At 53.3% G+C, this 23,075-nt stretch carries 17 protein-coding genes; 15 read left to right on the top strand and 2 right to left on the bottom strand.

Features of this window, described 5'->3' with window-relative positions; translation table 11 throughout:
• Positions 1–309 precede the first annotated feature (309 nt).
• The 8 genes from MA03_RS03765 to MA03_RS03735 all read left to right on the top strand — a co-directional run bounded on the left by MA03_RS03765 (position 310) and on the right by MA03_RS03735 (position 6,007).
• Entirely contained in the window at positions 310–2,418 is a 2,109-nt protein-coding gene (locus MA03_RS03765) for a glycoside hydrolase family 3 N-terminal domain-containing protein (protein ID WP_052884000.1), read from the top strand.
• A 256-nt stretch (positions 2,419–2,674) separates the two neighbouring features.
• Positions 2,675–3,190 carry a tRNA (N6-threonylcarbamoyladenosine(37)-N6)-methyltransferase TrmO gene (gene tsaA / locus MA03_RS03760; RefSeq protein ID WP_052884885.1) on the top strand — a complete coding sequence of 172 codons (516 nt, stop codon included), beginning with the start codon at positions 2,675–2,677 and terminating at the stop codon, positions 3,188–3,190.
• Positions 3,191–3,274: 84 nt separating this feature from the next.
• Positions 3,275–3,403, top strand: coding sequence for a HEPN domain-containing protein (locus tag MA03_RS09060; RefSeq protein ID WP_350339221.1), 129 nt, complete (start codon positions 3,275–3,277; stop codon positions 3,401–3,403).
• Between the two features lie 208 nt (positions 3,404–3,611).
• Positions 3,612–3,836, top strand: a complete 225-nt coding sequence (locus tag MA03_RS03755; RefSeq protein WP_052883999.1) for a HEPN domain-containing protein — start codon at positions 3,612–3,614, stop codon at positions 3,834–3,836.
• Positions 3,817–4,224, top strand: a complete 408-nt coding sequence (locus MA03_RS03750; RefSeq protein WP_052883998.1) for a nucleotidyltransferase domain-containing protein — start codon at positions 3,817–3,819, stop codon at positions 4,222–4,224. Before MA03_RS03755 ends, MA03_RS03750 begins: the two co-directional genes overlap by 20 nt.
• A gap of 253 nt (positions 4,225–4,477) precedes the next feature.
• Positions 4,478–4,837, top strand: coding sequence for an EVE domain-containing protein (locus tag MA03_RS03745; protein WP_052883997.1), 360 nt, complete (start codon positions 4,478–4,480; stop codon positions 4,835–4,837).
• A 246-nt stretch (positions 4,838–5,083) separates the two neighbouring features.
• The gene (locus tag MA03_RS03740) at positions 5,084–5,572 is read left to right on the top strand and encodes a ferritin (RefSeq protein ID WP_052883996.1); all 489 of its coding nucleotides are present in this window, start codon (positions 5,084–5,086) and stop codon (positions 5,570–5,572) included.
• A gap of 204 nt (positions 5,573–5,776) precedes the next feature.
• Positions 5,777–6,007: a hypothetical protein gene (locus MA03_RS03735; protein ID WP_052883995.1), complete on the top strand. Its 231-nt coding sequence runs from the start codon at positions 5,777–5,779 to the stop codon at positions 6,005–6,007.
• A gap of 262 nt (positions 6,008–6,269) precedes the next feature.
• On the opposite strand, the gene MA03_RS03730 is transcribed toward MA03_RS03735, so the two are convergent.
• A complete protein-coding gene (locus MA03_RS03730) occupies positions 6,270–8,108 on the bottom strand; it encodes a hypothetical protein (RefSeq protein ID WP_052883994.1) in 1,839 nt (612 codons plus the stop codon).
• Positions 8,109–8,287: 179 nt separating this feature from the next.
• On the opposite strand from MA03_RS03730, the gene MA03_RS03725 reads away from it, so the two are divergent.
• Genes MA03_RS03725 through MA03_RS03715 form a run of 3 tightly spaced genes read left to right on the top strand, consistent with a single transcriptional unit; the run spans position 8,288 to position 14,846 of the window.
• The gene (locus MA03_RS03725; RefSeq protein ID WP_052883993.1) at positions 8,288–9,700 is read left to right on the top strand and encodes a hypothetical protein; all 1,413 of its coding nucleotides are present in this window, start codon (positions 8,288–8,290) and stop codon (positions 9,698–9,700) included.
• A gap of 20 nt (positions 9,701–9,720) precedes the next feature.
• Positions 9,721–11,934, top strand: a complete 2,214-nt coding sequence (locus MA03_RS03720; RefSeq protein ID WP_052883992.1) for a DEAD/DEAH box helicase — start codon at positions 9,721–9,723, stop codon at positions 11,932–11,934.
• 5 nt (positions 11,935–11,939) lie between these two features.
• The gene (locus MA03_RS03715; RefSeq protein WP_191118742.1) at positions 11,940–14,846 is read left to right on the top strand and encodes a phospholipase D-like domain-containing protein; all 2,907 of its coding nucleotides are present in this window, start codon (positions 11,940–11,942) and stop codon (positions 14,844–14,846) included.
• Positions 14,847–15,121: 275 nt separating this feature from the next.
• On the opposite strand, the gene MA03_RS03710 is transcribed toward MA03_RS03715, so the two are convergent.
• A complete protein-coding gene (locus tag MA03_RS03710; RefSeq protein ID WP_052883990.1) occupies positions 15,122–15,700 on the bottom strand; it encodes a hypothetical protein in 579 nt (192 codons plus the stop codon).
• Positions 15,701–15,808: 108 nt separating this feature from the next.
• Between MA03_RS03710 and MA03_RS03705 the strand changes: the two genes are divergently transcribed.
• From MA03_RS03705 to MA03_RS03690, 4 genes are all read left to right on the top strand, one after another.
• Positions 15,809–16,078, top strand: a complete 270-nt coding sequence (locus tag MA03_RS03705; protein WP_052883989.1) for a hypothetical protein — start codon at positions 15,809–15,811, stop codon at positions 16,076–16,078.
• A 328-nt stretch (positions 16,079–16,406) separates the two neighbouring features.
• A complete protein-coding gene (locus MA03_RS03700) occupies positions 16,407–19,472 on the top strand; it encodes a DUF1156 domain-containing protein (protein ID WP_052883988.1) in 3,066 nt (1,021 codons plus the stop codon).
• The gene (locus MA03_RS03695; protein WP_052883987.1) at positions 19,462–22,656 is read left to right on the top strand and encodes a DUF499 domain-containing protein; all 3,195 of its coding nucleotides are present in this window, start codon (positions 19,462–19,464) and stop codon (positions 22,654–22,656) included. The genes MA03_RS03700 and MA03_RS03695 overlap by 11 nt, the downstream gene beginning before the upstream one ends.
• Positions 22,653–23,075, top strand: a complete 423-nt coding sequence (locus tag MA03_RS03690) for a hypothetical protein (RefSeq protein ID WP_052883986.1) — start codon at positions 22,653–22,655, stop codon at positions 23,073–23,075. Before MA03_RS03695 ends, MA03_RS03690 begins: the two co-directional genes overlap by 4 nt.

Raw genomic sequence — 23,075 nt, 5'->3', positions numbered from 1 at the left:
TGCTACAATCATATATAACTGGATAGTAGTATAAAGCTTTAAATAAATAAATTTAATTTTCATAAGAAACGTTTATAACTAGAAATCGAGCAACGCTGTCATATTCACCCGGGAGACCCTCCATGTCAAGCAACCGACGCTCATAGAAGCCCTATAAACTTAATCAGGTTATCTTGCCGTCCAGAGATCAGAACATATGCCTAATCCACGGCGCGCTCCTCGACTAATTCTAGAATATGAAGCGTTAACGCCCGGCCCTCTGCGTTAGCCAGACAGACTGGTAACTTTTTAATACGGAGACACCCCCTCATGAATGTGGGCATTCGAGAATTTCTAAACAAGTTGACGCTAGAGGAGAAGGCCGGTGTTCTCGTGGGAGTAGGAGGCACGCACATGTTTCCCGGCTCACGGGTCCCTGGTGCGGCAGGCGAGACACACCCTGTGCCGAGAGTCGGGATTCCAGGCTTCGTGCTTGCCGACGGGCCCGCGGGCGTCAGGATAGAGGGGGGATGCTGCACCGCAACCGCTTTCCCCGTCGCGGTCATGCTGGCGTCAACATGGAGTCCCGAGATCGTCGAGAAGGTTGGCCGGGCGATCGGCGAGGAGGCCCTCGCCTACGGCGTGGACGTGCTCCTAGCGCCGGCGCTTAACATACACAGGAACCCTCTTGGTGGCAGGCTTTTCGAGTACTTTTCCGAGGATCCTCTCCTCTCCGGCGTGATGGCGGCCGCCTACGTGAGGGGGGTACAGTCCACGGGCGTGGGTGCATGCGTTAAGCACTTCGTCGCGAACGAGCAGGAGACTGGGCGTTGGGGCCTAGACACTGTTGTCTCAGAGCGTGCGCTGCGGGAGATATACCTCAGGGCTTTCGAGATAGCCGTAAAGGAGGGGAGGCCCTGGGCTGTTATGAGCGCGTACAACAAGCTAAACGGTGTTCACTGCTCTGAAAACGAGTGGCTTTTGACGAGGGTTCTCAGGGAGGAGTGGGGATTCCAGGGCTTCGTTATGACGGACTGGGGCGCGGGCGAAGACGTCTCGAGACAGCTACGGGCTGGGAACGACATGATAATGCCCGGCGGGGAGGATAAGGTGAAGGAGCTCTTGGAGGCGGTTAGATCGGGTAAGCTAGGCATGGAGGTGGTTGATAGGAGCCTCGAAAGGGTTCTAAGAGTACTCGCAGACTCCCCAGCCTTCAAGGGCTACAAGCCCTCGATGAAACCAGACCTAGAGGAGCACGCTAGGATAGCATACGAGGCCGCCGCCGAGGGCCTAGTACTCCTGGAAAACAACCAAGCCCTCCCGCTCCCAGCCGATGCCCGGATAGCGTTCTTCGGTACGGGACACGTGGCAACGGTTAAGGGTGGCCAGGGCAGCGGGCACACTCATCCACCCTACGTGTCCACCGTCCTCAACGCGGCTAGGGAGAGGGGGCTCAGGATAGACGAGGAGGTCGCAAAGACTTACGAGGAGGCCTTGAAGGATGAAATGCCGAATATCGAGCAAAGCTTCAAGGACGAGCCCGACAAGCCCACGCTCTCCGAGAACTTCCTCTCGGAGAGTATCATAGAGGCCTCAGCCGCGAGGAGCGACGCCGCAGTCGTAGTCTTCTCACGAGTCTCAGGGGAAGGCTACGACCTAACCCCGGAAGAGTTCTACCTAAGCAGCGACGAGCGATGGCTGCTGGAGAAAGTCTCCAATGCGTTCAGGAGTGCCGGCAAGAAGGTCATCGTGGTCCTCAACATCGGTAACCCCGTAGAGGTCGCGAGCTGGCGCGGTCTAGCCGACGCCATACTGCTTGCATGGCAGCCGGGGCAGGAGGCTGGCAGGGTCATAGTGGACGCTCTAACGGGGCGGATAAACCCATCAGGGAAACTCCCAGTAACTTTTCCTAGAGACTACGCTCACGTGCCATCCTGGACCTTCCCAGGGGAGCCACCAGACAACCCGAAGAGAGTAGTATACGAGGAGGGAATATACGTTGGCTACAGGTACTACGACACCTTCGGCGTCGAGCCCGCATACCCCTTCGGCCACGGGTTGAGCTATACCACCTTCGCGTACAAGGACCTTGACGTCACGCTCACACGGGGCGAGGTGAGGATACGCTTCCAAGTCACAAACACGGGGAAGCTTCCCGGGAAGGAAGTAGCACAGGTCTACGTAAGGGCGCCCAAGGGCAGGCTCGACAAGCCGTTCCAGGAGCTTAAGGGCTTCAAGAAGACCAGGCTCTTAAACCCCGGCGAGTCAGAGCTAGTAGAGGTAACGGTGAAGCTGTCCCATCTAGCAAGCTTCGACGGCAGCCGCTGGCTCCTCGAGAAGGGAACCTATGAGGTAAGGGTGGGCTCCTCCAGCCGGGACATAAGGCTAACCGGATACTTCACTATACCGAGCGAGGAGAGGCTCACAAGGCTCGAATGACCCGGTTTTGATCAAGGGTTTTTGAATGGGCCTCCGCATTCTCAGGTCATCTAGCACTTCCAGCTTCAAAACTCTAGCAAACGGCAAACCGATCGCTCGGATGTCGTGTTACGTTTAGGCAGGCTAGGTGGAAAGGTAGAGGCTCCCATATAAACAAGTTGTAGTTCTATGATTCTTGTGGCCAGCCTGCCCCCGAGTCTCTATAGAGAATTGTCTAGCTAAACTAATAATTACTAGAAAGGCGATAGATCTAGATGTGTCAGCCGAGATAAAGCTCAAGCCCATAGGCTACGTTAGGCACGCCCACACACAGGAAGAAGTCAAAAGCACCTGGACGGGCGTAGAGGGCTACATCGAGCTGCTACCCGAGTACGCCGAGGGACTAGCAGGCCTGGAAGGCTTCTCGCACATCATCGTGATATCCTACCTCCACGACGTCAAGGACGAGCAGAGGAAAGTCTTACGCGTCAGACCCAGGAGGCTGATAAGATTCGGCATCCCGCTCGAGGAGCTGCCCGAAGTGGGGGTCTTCGCGACAGACAGCCCTCACAGGCCAAACCCCCTAGCCCTGTCAATACTAAAGCTGAAATCAGTCCAGGGCAACAGGCTAATCGTCGAAAACCTGGACCTCTTCGACGGCACCCCGGTTCTCGACATCAAGCCCTACGATGAGGGCAGAAGGATAGCCGACCTAAAGCTTCCCGAGTGGTACATCAGGCTAAGGCAAAGGCTCCACGAAATCCTCGGGGACAAGGCCCCAGCCACTATATAGCCAGCCCATAGCACGTCTTTTACGCCCGCGTGTACATCTCTCCACAGGAATCCAACGCTGGATGAAGAAAAATCCAAGAGATAGATCGATAGTGCCCTCAGAACATTGGAATCCACCAGGATAGACCATGAACACGGATCCCACCACTGGTCCCGCTTCAAATCCCACCAAGGAGCCGAGAAGGCCCTTAAAGCCCTCCTATGGGAAATATGAGCCCCAACGACAGGGCACCCCCATCCCTCGCAATGAAGCTACAAGAGATTCAGGGTATTATTCCAGAATCGTTCCCTGAGCTTTCCTCTAGGCTCAACAAGTACTAGATACCGACAAAGTATCCGCACGCTGGAGCGGGGTTCCGTGATGAGCACTTCACGGAAAAAGAGTTTCTAAAAACCCTCAGGATGTAGGAAGAGCCTCTTAAGTGGACTTAGGACACATGGGGGTCCTTAAAAGGAAGATAAAGAGACGCGAGGAGCTACTCGCGCTAGCACGGGAACTCGACATCCATTACGTGCCTTCAAGATACCCTAATGCTCACCCAGCCGGGACACACCACGAAGCATACGACGAGGAAGTATCCTCGAGAGCTTTAAGGGCAGCCGAACACATATTAAAGGTGGCCGAACATGAAGTCAGAGGACGCTGAGGAGCTTGAAAACATCGTGGAGAGACTACGGGCAAAGTACAAGCTACATGCAGTCATACTCTTCGGGTCACGCGCTAGGGGGGACTGGGGGCCTTGGAGCGACTACGACTTCCTTTTAATAGCGGAGTTCGACCAGCCGTACCTAAGACGGATGGCTGAAGTACTAGAAGCTGTAGCCGACACCGAGCTTCCGGTCGAGCTACACCCCTACACCCCCGACGAGGCACTATCAATGCTCGAAAAAGGAAACCCCCTCATAGTCGACGCTCTAGAGGAGGGAATAGTGCTCTACTCGAGCCCCACACTCCACAAACTCAAAGACAAGCTGGAGGAACTCAAGCAGCGGGGCCTCTCCAGGACAAATACAACAATAAGATTCCCACCCTGAGCCTGTAAAACAGATCCCCACGAATAGACGCCTGAAGCCAGGCTTATCGTAGCAGTTCCACGTGCCAGTCGTGTAATCCTGCTAGGTGAAAGCAGGTCCCGCCCTATGATTACTAACCATGGCAGGTCTCATTGTTACCTATTATGAAATATCAGAAAAACCATGAAAAATTAAACCATAAAAAATTTTAAGGCAATGCAGCAAGGCGGCATCATTCAAAAATTTTTTATGTCTCAACTTAAAAATCTTAAATATGGGCTACTGGGCCCTGGTAGGAACCATCGAAAACTGGGAGCTAGCCCTCCAGAAAGGAGTATGGGGAGTAAGCGAGAAAGCAAAACCCCTCTGGCAGCGAGTACAGCCAGGAGACAAGGTAGTCTTCTACGCCGTCAAGACGGGAATACTCGGCTACGGGACAGTACAGCAAAAATTCATCAGCAACGACCCCCTCTGGCCGCGCGAAAAACAGGAAGGCCGAGCCCTCTGGCCCTACAGGCTCACGATAAAAATCGAGGAAAAATTTGAGAAGCCTAAACCAAGGCCCAAAAACATGTTCGTGGCCTTCGCCATCAACAAGCTAACAGAACAAGCATTCAACGAGGCAATACACTAGGGGTTCCCGTTGCCTTCCCAGTCCTCAGGCATTACGGGACACCCCGTCGTCTTCTGCTCGAGCTGTGGGAAGCTTTTAAGGCCGCCACTATTCTGGTGCGACGATTGTAATCGGGGTTTCACGGGCCTAAGCCGGTTAAGGTTAGAGAGCATGGGTATTTAATAACATATACAGCATTGTAACGTCTGGCATGACGCGCGTCCTTAAGGAGTAAAGCTATTATAGCAGAGTTTGACTCTTTAACCTATGAGTACGGTCAACATTAAATCCGAGTTTAACAGGCAGATGAACCAGGAGCTTAGGAATGCGTACCTCTACCTGTCAATGGCCGCCTACTTCGACTCCCTCTCCCTAAACGGCTTCGCCAACTACTTCAAGGTACAGGCGAGGGAGGAGCTAGAGCACGCGATGAAGCTATACCAGTTCATCATAGACAGGGGATGGGAGGTAGAACTCGAAGACATACCCAAGCCCAAGACAAGGTGGAGCAGCATACTCGAGGCAGTCGAAGACTTCCTCAAAGCCGAGCAAGAAAACACGCAGAGCATATGGAGAATGGTCGACCACGCCCGCCAAGCCGGCGACAAGGCCGCCGAAAACCTACTCCAGTGGTTCGTAAGCGAACAAGTAGAAGAGGAGAAAATCGCCAGCGAACTACTAGCCAAGGTGAAGTTGATCAAGGACAACCCAGCAGGAATCATAGCGCTAGACCGCGTCCTCGCCGAGAGAAAATAAAGCTAGCCCCCCAACCTTTCCCCTAGCTTCCCAGAGCTCAGACTGAAAGCTCACAATGTGCTGTGGTCTCGCGGCCACCGAGCAAGCTTCACGCGTCACACCTGAGCGTATAGGCCTCCCGAAAAATCCTCTGCTACTTCCATAAGGAGAGTCCTAAGCTATCCGTATGGGTGAACTTTACATTAGGTTTGCCGATTCCGTTAGATGAGCAGACATCTAACAGTCTCCGCAAAGATACCAAGAAAGGTTGTAGAGGCTATGAGAAGGTATGGGATAAGACCAGGTCCAATCATCAGGAAGGCTTTGGAGGAGGCTGTCAAGAGGAGGATCTTGGAGGAAATCGACACCAGGCTTGAGAAGTTCTCAGAGTTACTCGACAAGATCCCAGACGAAGAGGTAGCCAGGCTGATAAGAGAAGACAGGGACACCCGTTAAACACATCAGTGTCTCCGTGTAAAGCCAGGAGGGGACGGCACTAGGAAGAAAACTGAAAAATTCTCTGTGAAAGCACTCCGCAACGAAATCACGCCCGTATTTTCCAAGACGTTAGATAGATGCTTGTAGGGGAGACTATCTTCTTTATGGACAGGAATCCCTAGAGGTCAGAATAGGCTAACTCTAATAAAGACAATAAAAATGCCTGAGCCGTTTACAGCCCTTTGGACTTTCGACACACTAGAACACTCACTCTTGTATTTCAATAGACTATATTAAGTTCGAGGTCTGGATATGCTTCGATGAGCCCGTTTGTTAGGCTTTCGAAAGCTTTCCTCTCAATCTCTTTATCTATTTTAAAGCCTAACCTAATTGAATGTTTCACAGCATTCTCAAAAATAACGGTGGCTGATTCCCCCAGATCTTTTTTCAATACTATTAAAAACATTCCTTTAATACTCGACGCGGTTAATCCACTCGGTGTTTCTCCTAAAACCCAATACACAGCTGTTGGTGACAAGCTGCACTCTTTGAAAATCTTGAAAAACGCACGCCACTCATCTAGCTCTGTGGAGTTATACATTAAGACGAGGCGCCCATTCTGAGACAAGGCTTTAGAGGAGTTACATATCACACGATACATTCCCTCAAAAAACTCCTTTTTCTTGTAAGGAGTCACCTCTGATGCCTCTACTTCCTTCAAGTCCCCGTTGTTTGCGAGCTGTGAGCCCTCCAGGGCTGTATAGAGCTTCAAGGCGAAATAATGCGGGAGGCTTAGGGCTGCATAGCTCTTTATTCGTCCATAGGGAGGATCCACCACCACTAGATCTACACCCACGGGGGGAATCATTGAACGTGCATCGCCTACTTCGACCCTCCAATTCGAATAGCTGGGACCGCCGTGAGCCTGCACGTAGTTCCATGCCTTTAACTGGGCATTGATCGCCGACGCGATGGTCCCTCTGGCTAGAGTCCTCAGTTTTCCCGGCATGTGAGCTAGAGGATTCACAACCGCTGTATATTCTGGGACCCAGAGAGCCTTAATCCCTCCTGAGGGTACAATCTCGCCGAGTTTCGGGTACCATCTAGCCAGGAGATTAGAACTCTGGGTGGCTTGGCTCAGGGCAGCTGTGACTAACTTCTTTTCAAAGGTATCCTTTATTTTTTCCCTGGAAAGCTCGAGAAAAATCCTGAAGGAAGCCAACTGTCTACCAGAGAAAAGCTCCTTGGCGGTCTTAATACCGGCTTTTACCAGGCGTTTCGACTCTAAAACATCTATTTTTTCATTCAGAGCATCCACGACATCCTCGTTAGATTTCTCGGCATGCTCTCTAGTCGACTCCAGCCATCTTTTAAGGGAGGGGTTTTCAGGCACGCTTATGTACTTTCGAGTGTATTTGCCGTTGCTTATCCATCTAACCTCAACGGCGAAGGCCTTCCAGCCTGTTATCTCCTCTGGGAGGCTGAGGCGAGGCTTTATCGTAGGCTTATGGCTTACCTTGTACGTGTGACCGCACCTCCCGCATTTAACAACCTCGTCCTTACTCTCATTTATGGTAAAGCACCTCGGACAAATAGTGACGTATGTGTTGCTCATCCTTGAGAGTAACACCGGGATTCTACTCCTGGAGACAAATATATGCGTGACAAGTCCTCCCTCGAAGAACCATAACTGTGAAACCCTTCTCAAAGATTCATCTAGGAGCCATAAAGCCTTATCCTTAAACCCACTTGGAACACCACTACTAACGATTCCAACACTGGTACCCGCCGCCAAAGCCGCGACAGGATTAACATCAAAACCATATACATCCCACCCGGCCAAAGCGGCCTCTGCTAGACCAGTCCCTCCACCCGCTAACGGTTCAAAGAACACTTTCCCCCTGGTAAACGGCCTCATAAGCTCAGGCTTAACTAGTGCTCTCTCTACATAAGAAGAATCCTCGAACACGTAAGAGGCAAGTATTAGCCTATATACCGCAGAGTATCTACGTGACCACCATTTATGAATACCATGTATGGGTATACGGCGACCCTTCTCGTGCAAACACGCCTCTAAGGCCAGACTGATAAGCCTCGGAGGAAGCGAGTCTAAAAGCACAACCTTAACCCCAATAACAACAAGATAAAATTAACTTATAACTTCGCGACAAAGAGTCATAAAATGGTTCAAGCTCTAAACACAGTGATATTATCTGATTCTTGCATCGACCCTTTAAAACGTTTCAGAGTGTTCCATAAAGAAATATATAATAATAACTTTCTGAAAATAAATTGTAGATGCTTTCACCCGATTACTTTAACCAAATTATAAAAGTATCTACGGAGAGCTTACAACTCACTCGGAATCTAGACAGAATCATTGAGAGTGATCCTCCGTTTTCATATCACTGTGTTCAAGTTTTCCCAGGTTTTGTACCAACACTCAAACATGATAGTATTATAACTAGGAAGTTAGGATATGATGTTTATACGACTTATTACGATTACTATATAGTTCTTTTATCAGAAATAGGTTCAGTAAGGGCTATAAGGTTTTCCGGTAGAGTTCAAAGGTTAAACGTTAACGAATCATTTCGTGTAGAAAGGCTTGAGCGAAAGAAAGATGATAGGTCAAAGATTGGAGAGGAACTTACAGGCACCTTTATAACTTATGGTAACATAGAAAATGTTAAACTGGTCGAACTGCAAATTTACATAAGTCTTCTCATGGGATTTATAAGACCGCTCGTACTAGATGAGGGACATAGAACCGCCATAATTCCTTCCCCTCTATCCTTGATAGCTTATGAAGAGCATAACTCTCATAAGAGTTCTCTTGTATACTTATCTCCAGCATCTGTTATTGTTCAGCTTGACGAAAAGGTTCAAAAAACAAGAATTGAGTTATTTAATAAGTATGTTAACGGAATAATGACTAACGGCTTCATGTTCAGTTTTGATGGATCTTTCTTTTATAGAATAGGACCCTTTAGGATCCTGATCCCGTTAACTTATAACGAAACAAAAGATATGTATCAGGCGAAGGCAGTAAAGAATTTCAAAGGAATTTTCTTTTTTAAACGTTCTCCACCTTATATGATCCCAGGTTCAGAACCCAATGCTTATTTCTTGGCTCTGGAGGAGGCTCCGTTTAATTTTGACTCTAAAATTCTAGGCATTCTGGGAAAAGTACTAGAATTTAAAATAAAAACGCCAATCCACTCGCCAAAGAAGTCTGATGTGAAAATGGAGATTATGAAGGAAAAAATAATCTACCCTTTCATCTCTATCAACTCAAAAGCGCTCCAAGAGGCTCGAAGTAAATTTCATAGCTTTGAACGTAAACTAACAGGCTCGAATGCCGTAGAGCCTATAAATAAGCCGACTATTTCAGATCATGTAGAACACGATAAGTTTTTTTACAAAGAACCTACATCCAATGAACTTTTTTATTTAACGCCTCCTTTCATCTCAAAACTTGTTCACGAAAATATACCCTTAGATGCAAAGAATTTATTGGTTAAAGTTAAAGAGACTGTTGAATTACAACTCCAGGATTTATGGGAAATTACTAATCCCTTCAGCGAAAAGAGTGGGATTCACGAGCTAAAAGTCATTCTTGAAGCGGGTCTATACTCAAACAAATGGCGGAAACTATACTCTGAATACATTGATTTTGCAAAAAAACATAAATTGAAGTTTCTATTATAAAAAATGGACGTGCTTTGAATATGAGAAACGCTCTCATAGCTACAGATGAGCTTGTGAATGCATATCACGCTATTATTGAGGGGCTTGAAGCTCCAAAGATTGCCGGTGTTGATCGTCCTATCAATACAGGTCAATGGTACCCTATAAACGACGTTGAATACATTCTCACAAAGGACGAAGTCACAGAGTTCTTGCTCGCGAATGGCTACGAACAAGGGAAAGCCCAAACGATATTCAACGAGCTCTTAGCAAGGGGCTTCCTGGTAGAGTTAAACTCCTACGATGGAAGAGAAACAATAGGTTATAGAAGCCTCCATATGGACGTTCTGGTCAGGAGTTCCGAGATTAGAACCGCCCCTTGGGCTAGCCGTTACCTATTATCGACGCGTTTTGCGCTTGTTTTCACGCCGATGCCTAGCCAGACCGACAGGCAGATCCAAGTATCCGCGAAGCGGGACTTTTCTAACGGGCTGAGCCGCGACCTCTACGAGGCAGCGCTGCGCTTCTTTAATGGTGATGATTCCCTTACAGAGATGTTCTTCAGGGCTCTCCATGAGCACGTGCAAGGCCTAGATGCTTACCAGGTGTATGCGCTCAGAGAGCTCCTAGCCTCAGGTGAGAAAGACGATGTCTTCGTTATCTCGGCTCCCACGGGAAGTGGCAAGACGGAAGTGTTCCTTCTCTTTGCACTAGCCTGGTTACTCAGAAAGCACTACATCGAAAAGAGCAAGGACAAAGTGCTGCTGATCTACCCAAGGAAGGCGCTAACCGTAGACCAGGCTTTTCGAGTGATCAGCCTTCTCGACAAGGCTGTGAGCCTCGGCCTTCAGCTCAGGGTTGGTATAAGTGACGGCGATACTCCTAGGAAGGCCAATTTAAAGGAAGAGATTAATTTTCGTGGGATCAAGTGCCCGAAGTGCGGCGACCCCCTCAAGTTAACGTCGCAAGGGCAAGTGAAGTGCGATAACTGCGGGCCCTTCAGCTTCGTGAAGGCAGTTCGCGAGGAGGTAAAGGACGCGGATATCATTGCAACGAACCCCTGGGCACTCGAGGTGAGGACCCTCGACGGCAATCCTAACGACCTCAACGCGCATGCGCTAAGGGACGTAGGCCTTGTTGTGGTAGACGAGGCTCACGAGTACACCGGCATAAGAGGCGGAATCTTCGCGGCACTGATTAATCTTCTGAGGTTCATAAGGGAGCAAACTGATGGAGGGCGAGGCCTCAGGATAATCGTGTCGTCGGCGACGATACCGTCGCCGGAGGAGTTCGCCTCAAAACTCACCGGAGTACCTGTCAGCAAAGTGCGCGTGCTCACCTACGAAACAGTTCTGGGAGAGTATCCAAGCGCGATCTCAGGAAGAAGATTAGTGATTCTAGGTCTCTTCTCTATGAAGCCACAGTACTCATGGAACACGTACTGCCAGCTTTGGGCCGTGCTGACGACCTTCCTGAGTCACTCGTATGAGCAGCGAAAGCACGCTGCAGACGTGCCCACCCTGCAGTCCGTGATCTTCGTCAACAACATCAAGGAACTGAGGCGGGTTAAAAGCGGATACCTTAACAATCTCTCGCTGGGAGAGCCTAGGGACCACTTGGACCCGCAACGCGTGGAGGAACCAACGAATCCCTTCTGCTATTGGCACTATGCTCCCGCAGGAGCCAGAGATCAGTTAAGGCAGGCAGCAGGAAGCGGAGATCTGCAAAAGCATCTCGAAAAGCGTCTAGCGGAGATCTACAGCGAGCTGGGCGAGCAGGAGAGGGCCTCAGTGATAAGGAGACTGAAGGGCCAAGAGGGGCTCACCGTTCTGTCGACATCCTCGCTTGAGATAGGAGTCGACTATGAGGGCGTCGCGTTTATCCTCAACGCAGGCCTCGAAAACCCCATCTCACTCGTCCAGAGAATCGGCAGAGGCGGCAGGAGCGACAGGACCCTAAGGACGGTCGCAGGGATCATCCTGGGCAGGCCAATCATAACGGAGGCATTCCTCCTTTCCAGCAAGGATTATCGCGAAACATTGGCTTCGCTAAGCGTAGCAGGCGATAAGTACAAGCTACGAGTAACCACCAGTAACCCACGCGTCCAGGAGAGAGAATTGATTATGAAGTGTGTGGCGAAGCTGGCTCTAGAGGGTGAGAGCACCTATGCCAGTAAAAAAGCCATCGGTAATGAAGAGGAGCTAATAGACTTCCTCGAGAAGATACTGAACTGCCTCGAAAAAAATAGAGAGTGAGAAACATGGCTAGCACAGGGAGAATTATCGAGACATTATCTCAGATCATATCTCACATCAAGGAATCCTTAGGGACAGACCAAGTAGACATCTTCGAATCTATTGAAAATTCGCTAAGAGAGCTAGACTATCAATGGAATAAAGTGAAGGAGTTATCTGAGGAATTAGAAAACGACATTAAGGAGTACAGAGAAGAACTTGAGAAGATGGGGCTTCTTGATAAGCTTCTCAGTCTCTCACGCGAGGTCGAGAAGCTTCTAGAAAAGTTTCGACACCTAATCGAAGAATACTGCCCAGGCTTGGATGTGGCTCCATTACTAGAAAACCGGGATTCTCTGAACAACTTTAAGAAGTCTATGATAGACATCGAGGACGAAGTAGACAGGCTTTATGCATATGTAAGTAACATTCGCAGAGAAGTGCGTAAAAGCATTGAAAAAATTTCTGAGTCATTTGAAGGGCGAAAGAGTACACAAACAGAAAAGATTCTTCGCAGCTTGATCGATAAGCTAGAAAACCTAGAGGGCCTCATCCGTGATCTACTAAAAGTAAATCGAATATTGGTTGATCAGCTGACCGATGCTGGGCAGTACCGCGGTGGTGGGCACTCTGTAGCTCTCGAGATAGCAAGAATTCTTCGTGAGATTCTCAGAGCAAAGGGGTTATGGGTTCACGACATGATTTCAAAGCTCACTGGCTTGAGAAGTCTAGCTGGCATCTCATCAGCCGAGGAAGTAGACTTCGAAATTGAAGGCTACACCAGAGGGAGTGAGGAGGGAGGAGAATCGAGGCTCCCGCTTGACGACTTTCTTGCAAGGTATCCACCCTTTGAGCCCATACACGTCGAGGTAGACGGAGTATTTGGCAGTAATGTGTGGTTCATAAAGGCTAAGAATGTAACCTTCCGTGATCATAAGCTGAATAGAATAATAAGTGAAGAAAAAGTCCTATATGGTAAAGTGCAGGAGGGGGGAGGATGGCTTAGACTCACGAAAATCAGGCCAGTGAATCTGAGAAGGGTCCATGATAATAATATCTTTATTGAGATAAGAGTTCCCATTGGAAAGACTACCAAGAGGGTATTCGTTAAGTATGGTTCGGGAAGGCTGTTCAGAGAGCTCGAGAAGAAGAGTATTGATGTCGTCCAGGAAGATTACAGAAAGTTGATTACAAAAAGCAAAGCAGGGGACAAAGCTTACAGGGTTAACGACCTCGGCTACGTCTGGTACTGTAAGCTTGGGCTAGCGCTTTCGACAGATCCCTATGATTTCCGAAATTGTCCCTTCGAGAATGACTGCCACATAGGTAGAACGTTACGCAGTAAGGGGGATAGGTGTCCCAACTGGCACTACAGCAGAAGGCTCTTCCCAAAAGTTTACGTTAAGGCAGAAAGGAGCCTCCCTAGGCTGCCCAGGAGCTCATCGGAGCACCAGGACGCTGCGACACCTTTCATACCGGTTAGCGTTCGAGAGGCAACGATAGTCGAGCGCTTCACCAGCGCGCAGTGGTTCATGCCTAGCCCGGTGGCCTACGGAGCCCTGGTCGAGGTAGAGTTCGAGAAGCCCATTATTAGGAAGCTTACTAGGACGAACGTCGTGGGCTTTAAGCTACCTCGCGGACTTGTCGAGGCGGCCTTGTCAGAGCTGATAAGCGAGGAGGTAAAGCCAAAGCCGAGCGTGAGGCTTTCAGTAACGGGCGACAAGATAAAGGAGATAGGTTTGGACAAGCTTCTCATCTCGAAATTCGCATTTTATAGGCTTACAGATGGGGGTCGTCGCCAGTTAAGCCTCTTAGAAATGAAAACAGAGTCAATAATTAAGACATTTGAAAAGTTCTATAACGAGCTTCGATCAAATGAAAAGTTGAAAAAAGAGCTAATAAAGTACCTCACCAATGTCTTCGCGCATACCCTTGCTCACCTTCTGTATGCATTTGTGTCCAGCGAGCTCGAAATTGAGTCGCAGGACTTGATCTACGTGTACGGCGTTCAGGATGACTACATAGTGGTTCTTGTGGCCGAGAACAGCCCCCACGGCGCGATAGACCTACCAGGCCACGTGGAAGCTCGTTTCGGTTCCGTGGAGAAGCTGGTTCAAGAGTTCCTCGAGAAGGCGTTATGGCATCTAGATGGACACGAGAAAGACCTGATGAATGCGTTCAAGGGAGGAGCAGCATCAGCCAAGTACCCCGATAAGCAGGATCTACGCAAGGTGGCGAAGGCTATAAGGGTGCGGTATTCCCAGCTCATACAGCACGGCGTTGTAATGGATCTACCCACCTTTGCATATCACCTGCAGCTAAACGATGAATCTCAGAGCGAGAAGATCGCAAATGAAATAGGACTTAGCCAGGATGAGGTTCAGGAACTCCTGGAGAGGTTCCTGGAGAACATAGTATACGAAGACATGGGATTTGTTCAGTGCATTGATGGTTGCACAATGTGCGTGATGCTTGACAGGGGCTGCACCGAGCCGCTAATCCAGAACCTCCTGCTTTCCAGGAACTTGACGAGGTGGCTTCTGAGCGTACTAACGGGAAAGGAGAAGTTGTACGGAAGAGGGAGATCCCTGCTTGAGCCCCTTCTCAGCCTCGCCGAGAGGGAGCTTGTAGTGCTGTCCCCGTACGTTGATGATGACGGGGCGAGGATCCTGGAGGAGGCGGCCCGTAGAGGGGTTAAAGTGAGACTCGTCACGCGCGCAGATACTATTCAGATGCTGGGCGACCGCTACAAGGGGTTAATCGAGGTTCGCCAGCTAGATCAGCCAAGGCATGACAAGTGCATCATCATAGACGAGAGCTTGGTGGTGTACACCACCCAGAACTTCACCGGCCTCGACTCCATCAACTGGTTCGAGCTTAAGGCTAATAGGGCTGACGCTGCCGCTCTCAAGAAGGAACTCATTGGCAGCTAGCGGCGGGAGCCGCGCTTCACAAAAACAAGACCGCGATTTGAAGACCCCTTGTGTTGCGTCAAGGTCTAAGTGGCTACTCCACTGACACATTCTGCGGGGCGACGTGGCGCACCAGCCGTCAACCTGAATACCATCAAGCACGGGAGGAGATACTGCGAGCTCGCACGACGTAGATAGTGAGCCAGGCGAGCTTGAGTCGCGCATCACTTAGCGCGTAGCCTCAGCCTAATAAATTCTCCAGCATAATCACGTATAACGATAAGATTCTATGATCGTTAGACCTCTTTGATCCTCTCTTTAAGAAGTCTCTTTACCTTCTTAACAACTTTTTCATCCTTCACGTGCTGTAAACTGCTCCTAACGTAGTTTTTTAAAAGCCTTGTGAGTTCTTCATCACCGCCTTTTTCATCAAAGGGGGAGAGCCAAAGAATCTTCATTTTAAACCTGAATGGGAACTCAACATCTCCTGAACTTTTTTCCTCCGGCCAAAATAGATTCGAAAAGTCGAACTCGAAACTCGTTACAAGTCCAGCCCCAACTATACCAGTTTCGCTAACATAAAATAGGACAATTTGAGGTTTTTTCCCATGCATTAGTTCTTCAAGCATTTTATTTAGGGAAGCAGCATGAACATTTTTTATCTCTCCGCAGAAATCCCTTAAACTACTGATATTAAGACGTGTACCCCAATACGTATAGCCATTCTCGACATACTCTGAATATTTGAGACTCCACTGCCAGTGTTCAGGTTTACCTGATGAAACCCATAATTCAGCCTCGTCGACAGTTTCATCGATATTCTGTAACCAATGCCTTAATAGCCTAGATGGTTTCGTAGAATTAACGAATACCATAGCAATATTTTTTATTTATAGGTCATTATAAGTTTTTTTTCGCTAAGTTAAAAGATGGATATGATAATTGATAAATCTACAAGAATATTACATTACTAGAGACCACAGTTGTTCATTAGCGAACAAGTAGAAGAGGAGAAAATCACCAGCGAACTACTAGCCCGGCATAAAGCCACTGTGAAAACCATCATCAGCGAGGTAATTAAAAAGTCCCTAGAGTTAATTACTATCGCCTACCACAAAGCCCACCTTGACATTTGCCAGGATCAACCCAGCCCTAGTTACGGACGACTTGAAGCTATGACTCATAGCGAGTTCAGCCATGCTCACGCTTACCGTGTACTCTTACCACCTAATCTACGAGAAAATAGAACTTGAAGCCTCCAAGCAAAAGACATAGACAGCTTAAATGCCCCCGAACCCTTAAGCCAGACTAAAGCTACCGCTCCCTCATCGTAGCTCACAAGCGGTTAACACATCATATCGCTTTGAGCTGCAATAAGTGGGAAACCTAGTTTGAATCGCGCGGCTCTATTCTTCAAAGCCATGCATAGATCAACATAGATGCGCAACCCTCCCCTCCTCGAAGAGCAAGACCACTGTCGCTGGCATGCATACCCAGCAATCCTATACTGTTTAATTTAAGAGTCTAATCAACCCTTAAGTTTACATAAAAAATAAATGACTCGAAACCTTTAAATTACCAATGTCTAAGCCAGAAAGATTTATCGAGTCGCCAAGGCTCCCCGTCAGTATTATAAACGAGGCCTCCGCCAAGGAGAAGCAAGGAGGAGGCAGGCCCCCACACTGGGAAATGGTCTTCTGGTGGACACGCAAACCCCTCGCAAGCGCCAGGGCCGTTCTAGCCGCAGCAGCCCTCCCAGCTGACTTCGACGAGCAATCCTTCACCAGGTATATACTACGCGTCAAGGTGGATCTCAGAGACAAGAATGTCGGGAATGTCCCACACCGCGAGAACCCTCAACTCCCCGAGGAGATAAAGGACAAGATATCCAAGATGAGGGTGCTAGACCCCTTCGCGGGCTACGGCTCAATCCCCCTAGAAGCACTAAGGCTTGGCTTCGGCGAGGTCGTAGCCGTCGAGCTCCTACCCACAGCCTATGTGCTCCTTAAGGCGGTCCTCGAGTACCCAAGATGGGCCGTCGAGGAAAAACTAGGCGACAAGCTTGTAAAGGACGTCGAAGAGTGGGGCAAACGGGTTGCCGAGCACCTCAAAGAAGACCCTGACATAAAGGAGCTTTACGAGCCAGACGTCGCCGTCTACATCGGCACCTGGGAGGTAAAGTGCCCCCACTGCGGCAAGTACACCCCCCTGGTCGGCAACTGGTGGCTCGCCAGAGTCCGCAAGGCCGCCGAGCAAGAGGCCGGGCCCGAGGGGGAAGAGGAGGGTGCTAGGAAAGGCCTCTTCACCAGGCTCGCCTGGATGGACTGGGACCACTCGATCAAAGTTGTCGACCTGAACAGAGAGCTAGGGGCGAAGGCCCTGAAGGCAAAGGTCAACGCGAAGCAGGGCTACGTGGAGGTCGGCGGGAGGCGCTACACGGTCAGGAAGCCCAACGTCGACGCGAAGCGCGAGGTTGCGACGTGCCTCCACTGCGGGAACCAGATCCGCTTCATCACACCGGCCGGCAGGCACACCGTCGAGAGGCCCAAGGGCCAGGACTACGAGTGGTACGTCAAGTGGGCCCTCAAACAGTGGAACACCCTGCTCGAGCGCTACCTGGAGGGCAGGGCGAGCCTCGAGGAGGTCAGGGCGGCGCCCGCGAGGCCCATCCTCCTCGTCAAGGTCAGGGTCGAGGGGGGCGACCTGAGCTTCGAGCCCTGCAAGCCCGCGGACACAGAGAAGTTGTGGAGGGCGCTCGAGAAGCTGAGGAGTATGTGGGGAGACCCAGATATACCAACGGAGCTATTTGCACCATACCAAATGGGCACTGCAGGTACCTTTGGAATCACTCTTTGGGGTTTTGACAAGTTTTACAAGCTCTTCAACCCGCGCCAGCTCCTGACCCTGGTCAAGCTCGTCAAGCTGGTCAGGGAGGCTGGGAAGAGGGTCGAGGAGGAGAAGCTGGCAGAGGGCTGGAGCAAGGAGGAAGCGTTCGAGTACTCCGAAGCGGTGACAGTGTATCTAGCAACGGCGGTATTGAAGCACACAGTGTACAATACCATGATGACCTGGTTACACTCAAGCAATCCTTGGGGTGTAGATGTATCACCTTCTCTGGCTGATAGAGGAATTGCCATGCAATGGAATTGGTGCGAAATACAGCCCTTTGCTGAGAAGAGACTGTCAGGTGTTCTTAAGACACCCGTTTCATTCGCTAATGCTGTCAGGTCAGAAACACGAGCCTTAGCTTACCTTATTACCGCCGTTTCTCGCAGTCCGGGTAAGATTAGGGTTTTGCTCGATGACGCTGCTGTACTCAGCGGGCTTAAGGACGAGAAGATCGACATCGTGGTAACCGACCCGCCTTACCGTGATGATGTACCCTATTCTGAGCTGAGCGACTTCTACTACGTGTGGCTGAAGAGGGCGCTGTGCGACGTGGTGGATGGGAGGCTCGCGCCCCGCTTCCTTGGCGAGGCGTTCTTCAGGGAGGTGGGCGGGGGCTATAGGGAGGTGAGGACGCAGTGGGAGGAGTTCGCGATGAGGGAGGTTGGCCTGAGCCCGGGCAGGCTCAGCTTCTTCGAAGGCGGCAGAGCAAGTAAGGAGGCGGCTCGTGAGCACTTCATCGAGCTGCTCCGCCGCTCGTTCTCCAGGATGCGCGAGCTGCTCGCGGACGACGGGCTGCTGGTGACGTACTACGCGCACACGAACCCCGAGGCCTGGGAGGAGCTGATCTCCGCCGGCTGGCGCGCCGGCTTCCGTGTCAGTGCAGCGTTTCCGGTGGCGACGGAGTCGGCGCAGCGCGTGACGGCCAGGGGCAAGGCGGCGCTCGACACCTCGATCGTGGTGGTGTGGAGGCCAGGCCGCGCCGGCGAGGCGCTCGCGGACGAGGTGTACAGGGAGGCCGTCGCGTCGGCGGAGCGGCGAGCCGAGGAGCTGCTCAAGGCTGGCTGGTGGGGCGTCGACCTGTTCGTGGGCACGCTTGCGGCCACACTGGCCCCCTTCACCTCGAGGAAGAAGGTGGTAGGCGCAGAGGACATCGGCAGGCTGGTGGCCGAGAAGGCCTACCCTGCGGCCGCGAGGGGCCTGGCCAGGGCCCTAGCCAGAGCCGCGGGCGAGGAGGGCGGGGTGGAGGAGGTGAGGAGCGGCGAGGCGCTGTACTATATGCTAGCGAAGCTCCTGTTGCCGCGCAGCGCCAGGGCCGGGAGGAGGGTGATGGATCGGAGCGCGGCGCACATTCTCGGACTCGGGACGGGCGTCGACGACAAGCGGCTTGCTGCGTTGGCGATCGTTGAGAGGGGCGGCGAGGACTTCCTCCTGCTGGAGCCGAGGGGGGGCGGGAGGGACGACCTGGTGGAGCTCTTCCGCAAGCGGGGCCTCGACCCGGCGGAGCCCTCGCTGAGGAGCCCTGTCGACGCGCTGCACATGCTCGAGTACTACGCCGTGAGCTACGGCGTCGAGGAGTTTAAGAAGCGCTACGAGCGGCTGAGGGCCCTGGGGGCCCACCACGTCGGCGAGGCCGTGAGGCTCGCCAAGGTTCTCCACAGGCTGCTCCCCCCGACGGACCCCGAGAAAGAGCTATGCGGCCGCGTGCTCTCCTACCAGACGGGCACTGGCACGCTCGAGGGGTGGTTGCATGGGGCTTAAGGAGTACGCGAGGGCCCGGAGCGATCTCTTCGACGAGGCGCTGGACGCGCAGCTGGCGCCCTCGCTCGCTGACGCTTACCTGGGCCGGGGCCACGAGCTCTACAGGGATCCGGAGCAGTTCTTCGCGGCAACGTACCTCTCCGACTCGATGAAGGGGATCCTGCGCGAAGTAGCCGAGGCGGCGCTGGGGAGGGGGGCGCGCCGGATCTTCCCGCTGTTCTCGCTGTACGGCGGCGGCAAGACACACCTGCTGCTCGCGATCGTACACGCGGCAAGGAGGCACGAGGCGCTCGGGAGGCTGGACCCCGAGCTGGGAGCGCTGTACGCCAAGGCCCGGCCAAGGGTCGTCGTGCTGGACGGGGAGTCCGACGAGCTGTGCCCGAACCCCTCGAAGCCGCTTAGCCTCGCCCCCTACCAGGTGAGGACGATCTGGGGCTCGCTGGCGCACCAGCTGGGCCGCTACGCCCAGCTCAGGGAGGAGGACGAGAAGGCCTACGCCCCCACCGCCGAGGCCCTGCACAGGCTCCTGGGCGAGGAGCCCGCGGTCATCCTGGTCGACGAGATCGCGAAGTACGCGACCAGGTTCCTCGAGTCAGGAGACGAGGGGCTGAGGGGCTACGGGAAGAACGTCATCGCCTTCGTCGAGAGCCTCGCCAAGGCGGTAGAGGGGACGAGGGCCGCGCTGGTTGTGACGCTCCCACTCGAGGTGAGGGAGGGCGAGGAGAGGTACGTGGACGCGTACAGGGAGGCCGTCGGGATGATCCGGAGGGGCATAGGCAGGGTCACGGCGGCCTACGACGTCCCGCTGCGGCCCGAGGAGATCATGCACGTCTTGAAGAGGAGGATCTTTGAGAGCATTGACGAGAGGAGTGTGCAGGAGCTCCGCAGCAGGTACTTGGACCTCTACAGCAGGGAGCAGGACGTCTTCGGGAGGAGCGCGGTCGACGCGGCGTCCAAGCTCGACGCCACGGCGCCGTTCCACCCGAGCTACCTGGAGACACTCTACGACATCGTGACGAGGAATCCCGAGTTGCAGCGGACGCGGGACGCGCTAAGGATCTCCAGGCTCGTCGTGAGAAGGATCCTGCAGAGCGGCGAGGACCCTGACTTCGTAATGCCGTGGCACATCGACGTGGCGGACGACAAGATCAGGGGCTTCCTGCTCACCCAGTCCTTCGCTTCCTTCGCCCCTGTAGTCGACAAGGACCTCCTCGGCAGGGCGAGGCAGCTGGATCCGACGGGCCTCTTGTACAGGGTCGCGCTCTCGATCTTCTTGAGGACGTACGTGTACGGGACGGCGCTGACCCCGGAGAGGGTGTTCCCGACGAAGGAGGACGTGGCGTTCATGGTCTACGAGGAGTCCCTCGCCAGGGGCACCGGGCGTAAGCCCGTGGACGTGCAGAACCAGCTGAACATCGCGGCGAGCGAGCTGCTCTACCTGCAGGAGAGGGATGGGCGGTATTGGTACAACCCGATGCGCTCGGTCATCGAGATTGTCGAGGACGAGGCCAAGCGCGTGAGCCCTGTCACAGCCCGGGAGAGGCTGGTCGACGCCCTGAGAAAGCTCGCCCGCGAGCCCCCACCTGGTGCGCCGAGGGAGGGGGCGCCCCGCCTCTTCGACGCGCAGGTGAGGGACGAGCCGCTGCCCCTCGACGAGCCAGCACACTACCTTGTAATCTCCCCCAGGAGGCTAAGCGACGACGAGGTGAGGAGGATAATCTTCGAGCGGAAGGAGGGCGGCGTCAAGGTCTACAGGAACACGGTCGCCGTGCTCTACCCGAGCGACGAGAGGAGGGTTGAGCACCTGCTGGGGCTCTGCGCTAAGCTTGTGGCCTGCAATAGCGTGGAGAAGCAGCTGAAGGAAATTTACCTGGACAAAGACTCTAGAGAGCTGCAGGGCAAGAAGCTCAGGGAGCTAAGCAAGAAGCTTGAGGAGCAGCTGTACAGCGAGATAATCTCAGCCTTCGACACGGTGGCGTTCCCGAGCGGCGAGGAAGTGGTCAAGGCCAGGGCCAGCCCCCGCGCCACGTCGCTCGCTGTCGTAGCCGAGGACACCTTGGCGAGCCCCGACGTGGGCAAGGCGAAAATCGACGCGCTGAGCTTCGACGAGCTCGACCACCTGCTGAAGAGCACAGGGGTTGCGCTGTCCGAGGGCGAGAAGGAGCTGACGGTTGGGAACATCCTCAGCTACTTCTTCACGAACCCGAGGCTCCCCTTCGTCAGGAGGGAGCTCGTGTTCCAAGCCCTGATGGAGGGAGTCAGCACGCTGAGGATCGGGCTCCAGAAGGACGGTAGGCTCTTCTGGGCCCGCGTGTACAGGCGCGAGGAGGCCCCAGAATACCCGTCAGGCGAGGTACCCGAGAGCGTGCTGGAGACCGACATCGTCCTCCCCCGGAGGCTGGCCGCGTCCAGACTGCTGGAGAGCTTGAAGCCGGGCGTGGCCGAGAGCCAGGGTAGGAAGGTGAGGGTCAGCTACGCCGTGCTGGTCAAGGGGCGCGAAACGCCGCTGGACCAGCTGCCCCCCGATAAGGTTGTGGACGTGCTCCTGACTTCCCCGTTGGTAAGGATAGAGGAGGAGATCGGGGACAGGGTCTTGGTCACCGTGGCGAGGAGCGCGGTCGAGGCGGCTCCAGGCGAGGAGGTGGCCGTCGAGGTCTTCGTGGAGCCCGTGGAGCCCCTCAAGCAGCCTGTGTCGCTGCGTGTTAGCGAGGGCTCCGTGGAGCCGAGCAGCGGGGTACCGCCCTTCAAGGCCACGTGGAGGCTCAGGGCCCCCGAGGCGGAGGGAGAGTATCGCTTTGAGGTCACCGCCACCTCGCCGGAGCTCGAGCGCCCGGCTCTTGGCGCGCTCGCCGTGTTCGTGAAGGCCGAAAGGGTTCCCCTGATCAGGAGGCTCGTCGCCAAGGAGCTCGAGGGGCTCGAGGATCTGCTGAGGAGCGGCGAGTTCGGGCCCCTGGAGCTGGAGGAGGGGCATGTCCGCCTGGAGCGTGGCGATCTGTCTGTCGAGCTTACCGTGAGGCGCGTCGACCCGGCGGTCTTCCCCGCGCTCGTGAGGGAGCTGATGAGGAGCACGGGAATCTTCGCGCCGAGCGAGCTCAGGGCGCTGCTCAAGCTGGGGAAGCCCGTCGAGTACACGGATGAGACGGAGAGGAAGTTATCGAAGTACAGGGGTGTGAGTTCGCTATGAGCGAGGCGGAGAGGCTTATTGTGTACGCGGAGAAGCGGGTCAAGCGCCGCAATAGTGTCGACACTGTGCAGGTGTGCCGCTTCTACCCGAACGTCTACCTCGGGAAGCCGGAGCTCGCCGCTGCGTGCCCGTGGAGCGAGCTGGTGCTGCTGGCTGAGCGGCTTGGGGGGCTCGTGCGGCCTAAGAAGCGCTCGTTGAGGGTGGGGGAGGGTACCTACAAGAGGCTCGCGGTCTACGCGGCCGTCCGCGAGACGCTGAGGAGCGAGGCGAAGGTGAGGGAGCTGGAGGAGGTGGTGAGGGGCCTGGACGAGTACGAGCTGTTCTTCTGGTTCACGAGGTTCTTAGCGGCCTTCGAGAGGGGCAGGGTAGCGCTTCGGAGGCCGGCTCGGGCGTTCAAGGTACTGCACGGGTTGGACTAG

The sequence above is a fragment of the Thermofilum uzonense genome (genome assembly GCF_000993805.1).
GTDB classification, from domain to species: Archaea; Thermoproteota; Thermoprotei; order Thermofilales; family Thermofilaceae; genus Thermofilum; species Thermofilum uzonense.
The sequence above is the reverse complement of the archived record's forward strand: the minus strand, read 5'-3'. Positions and strand labels throughout refer to the sequence as shown.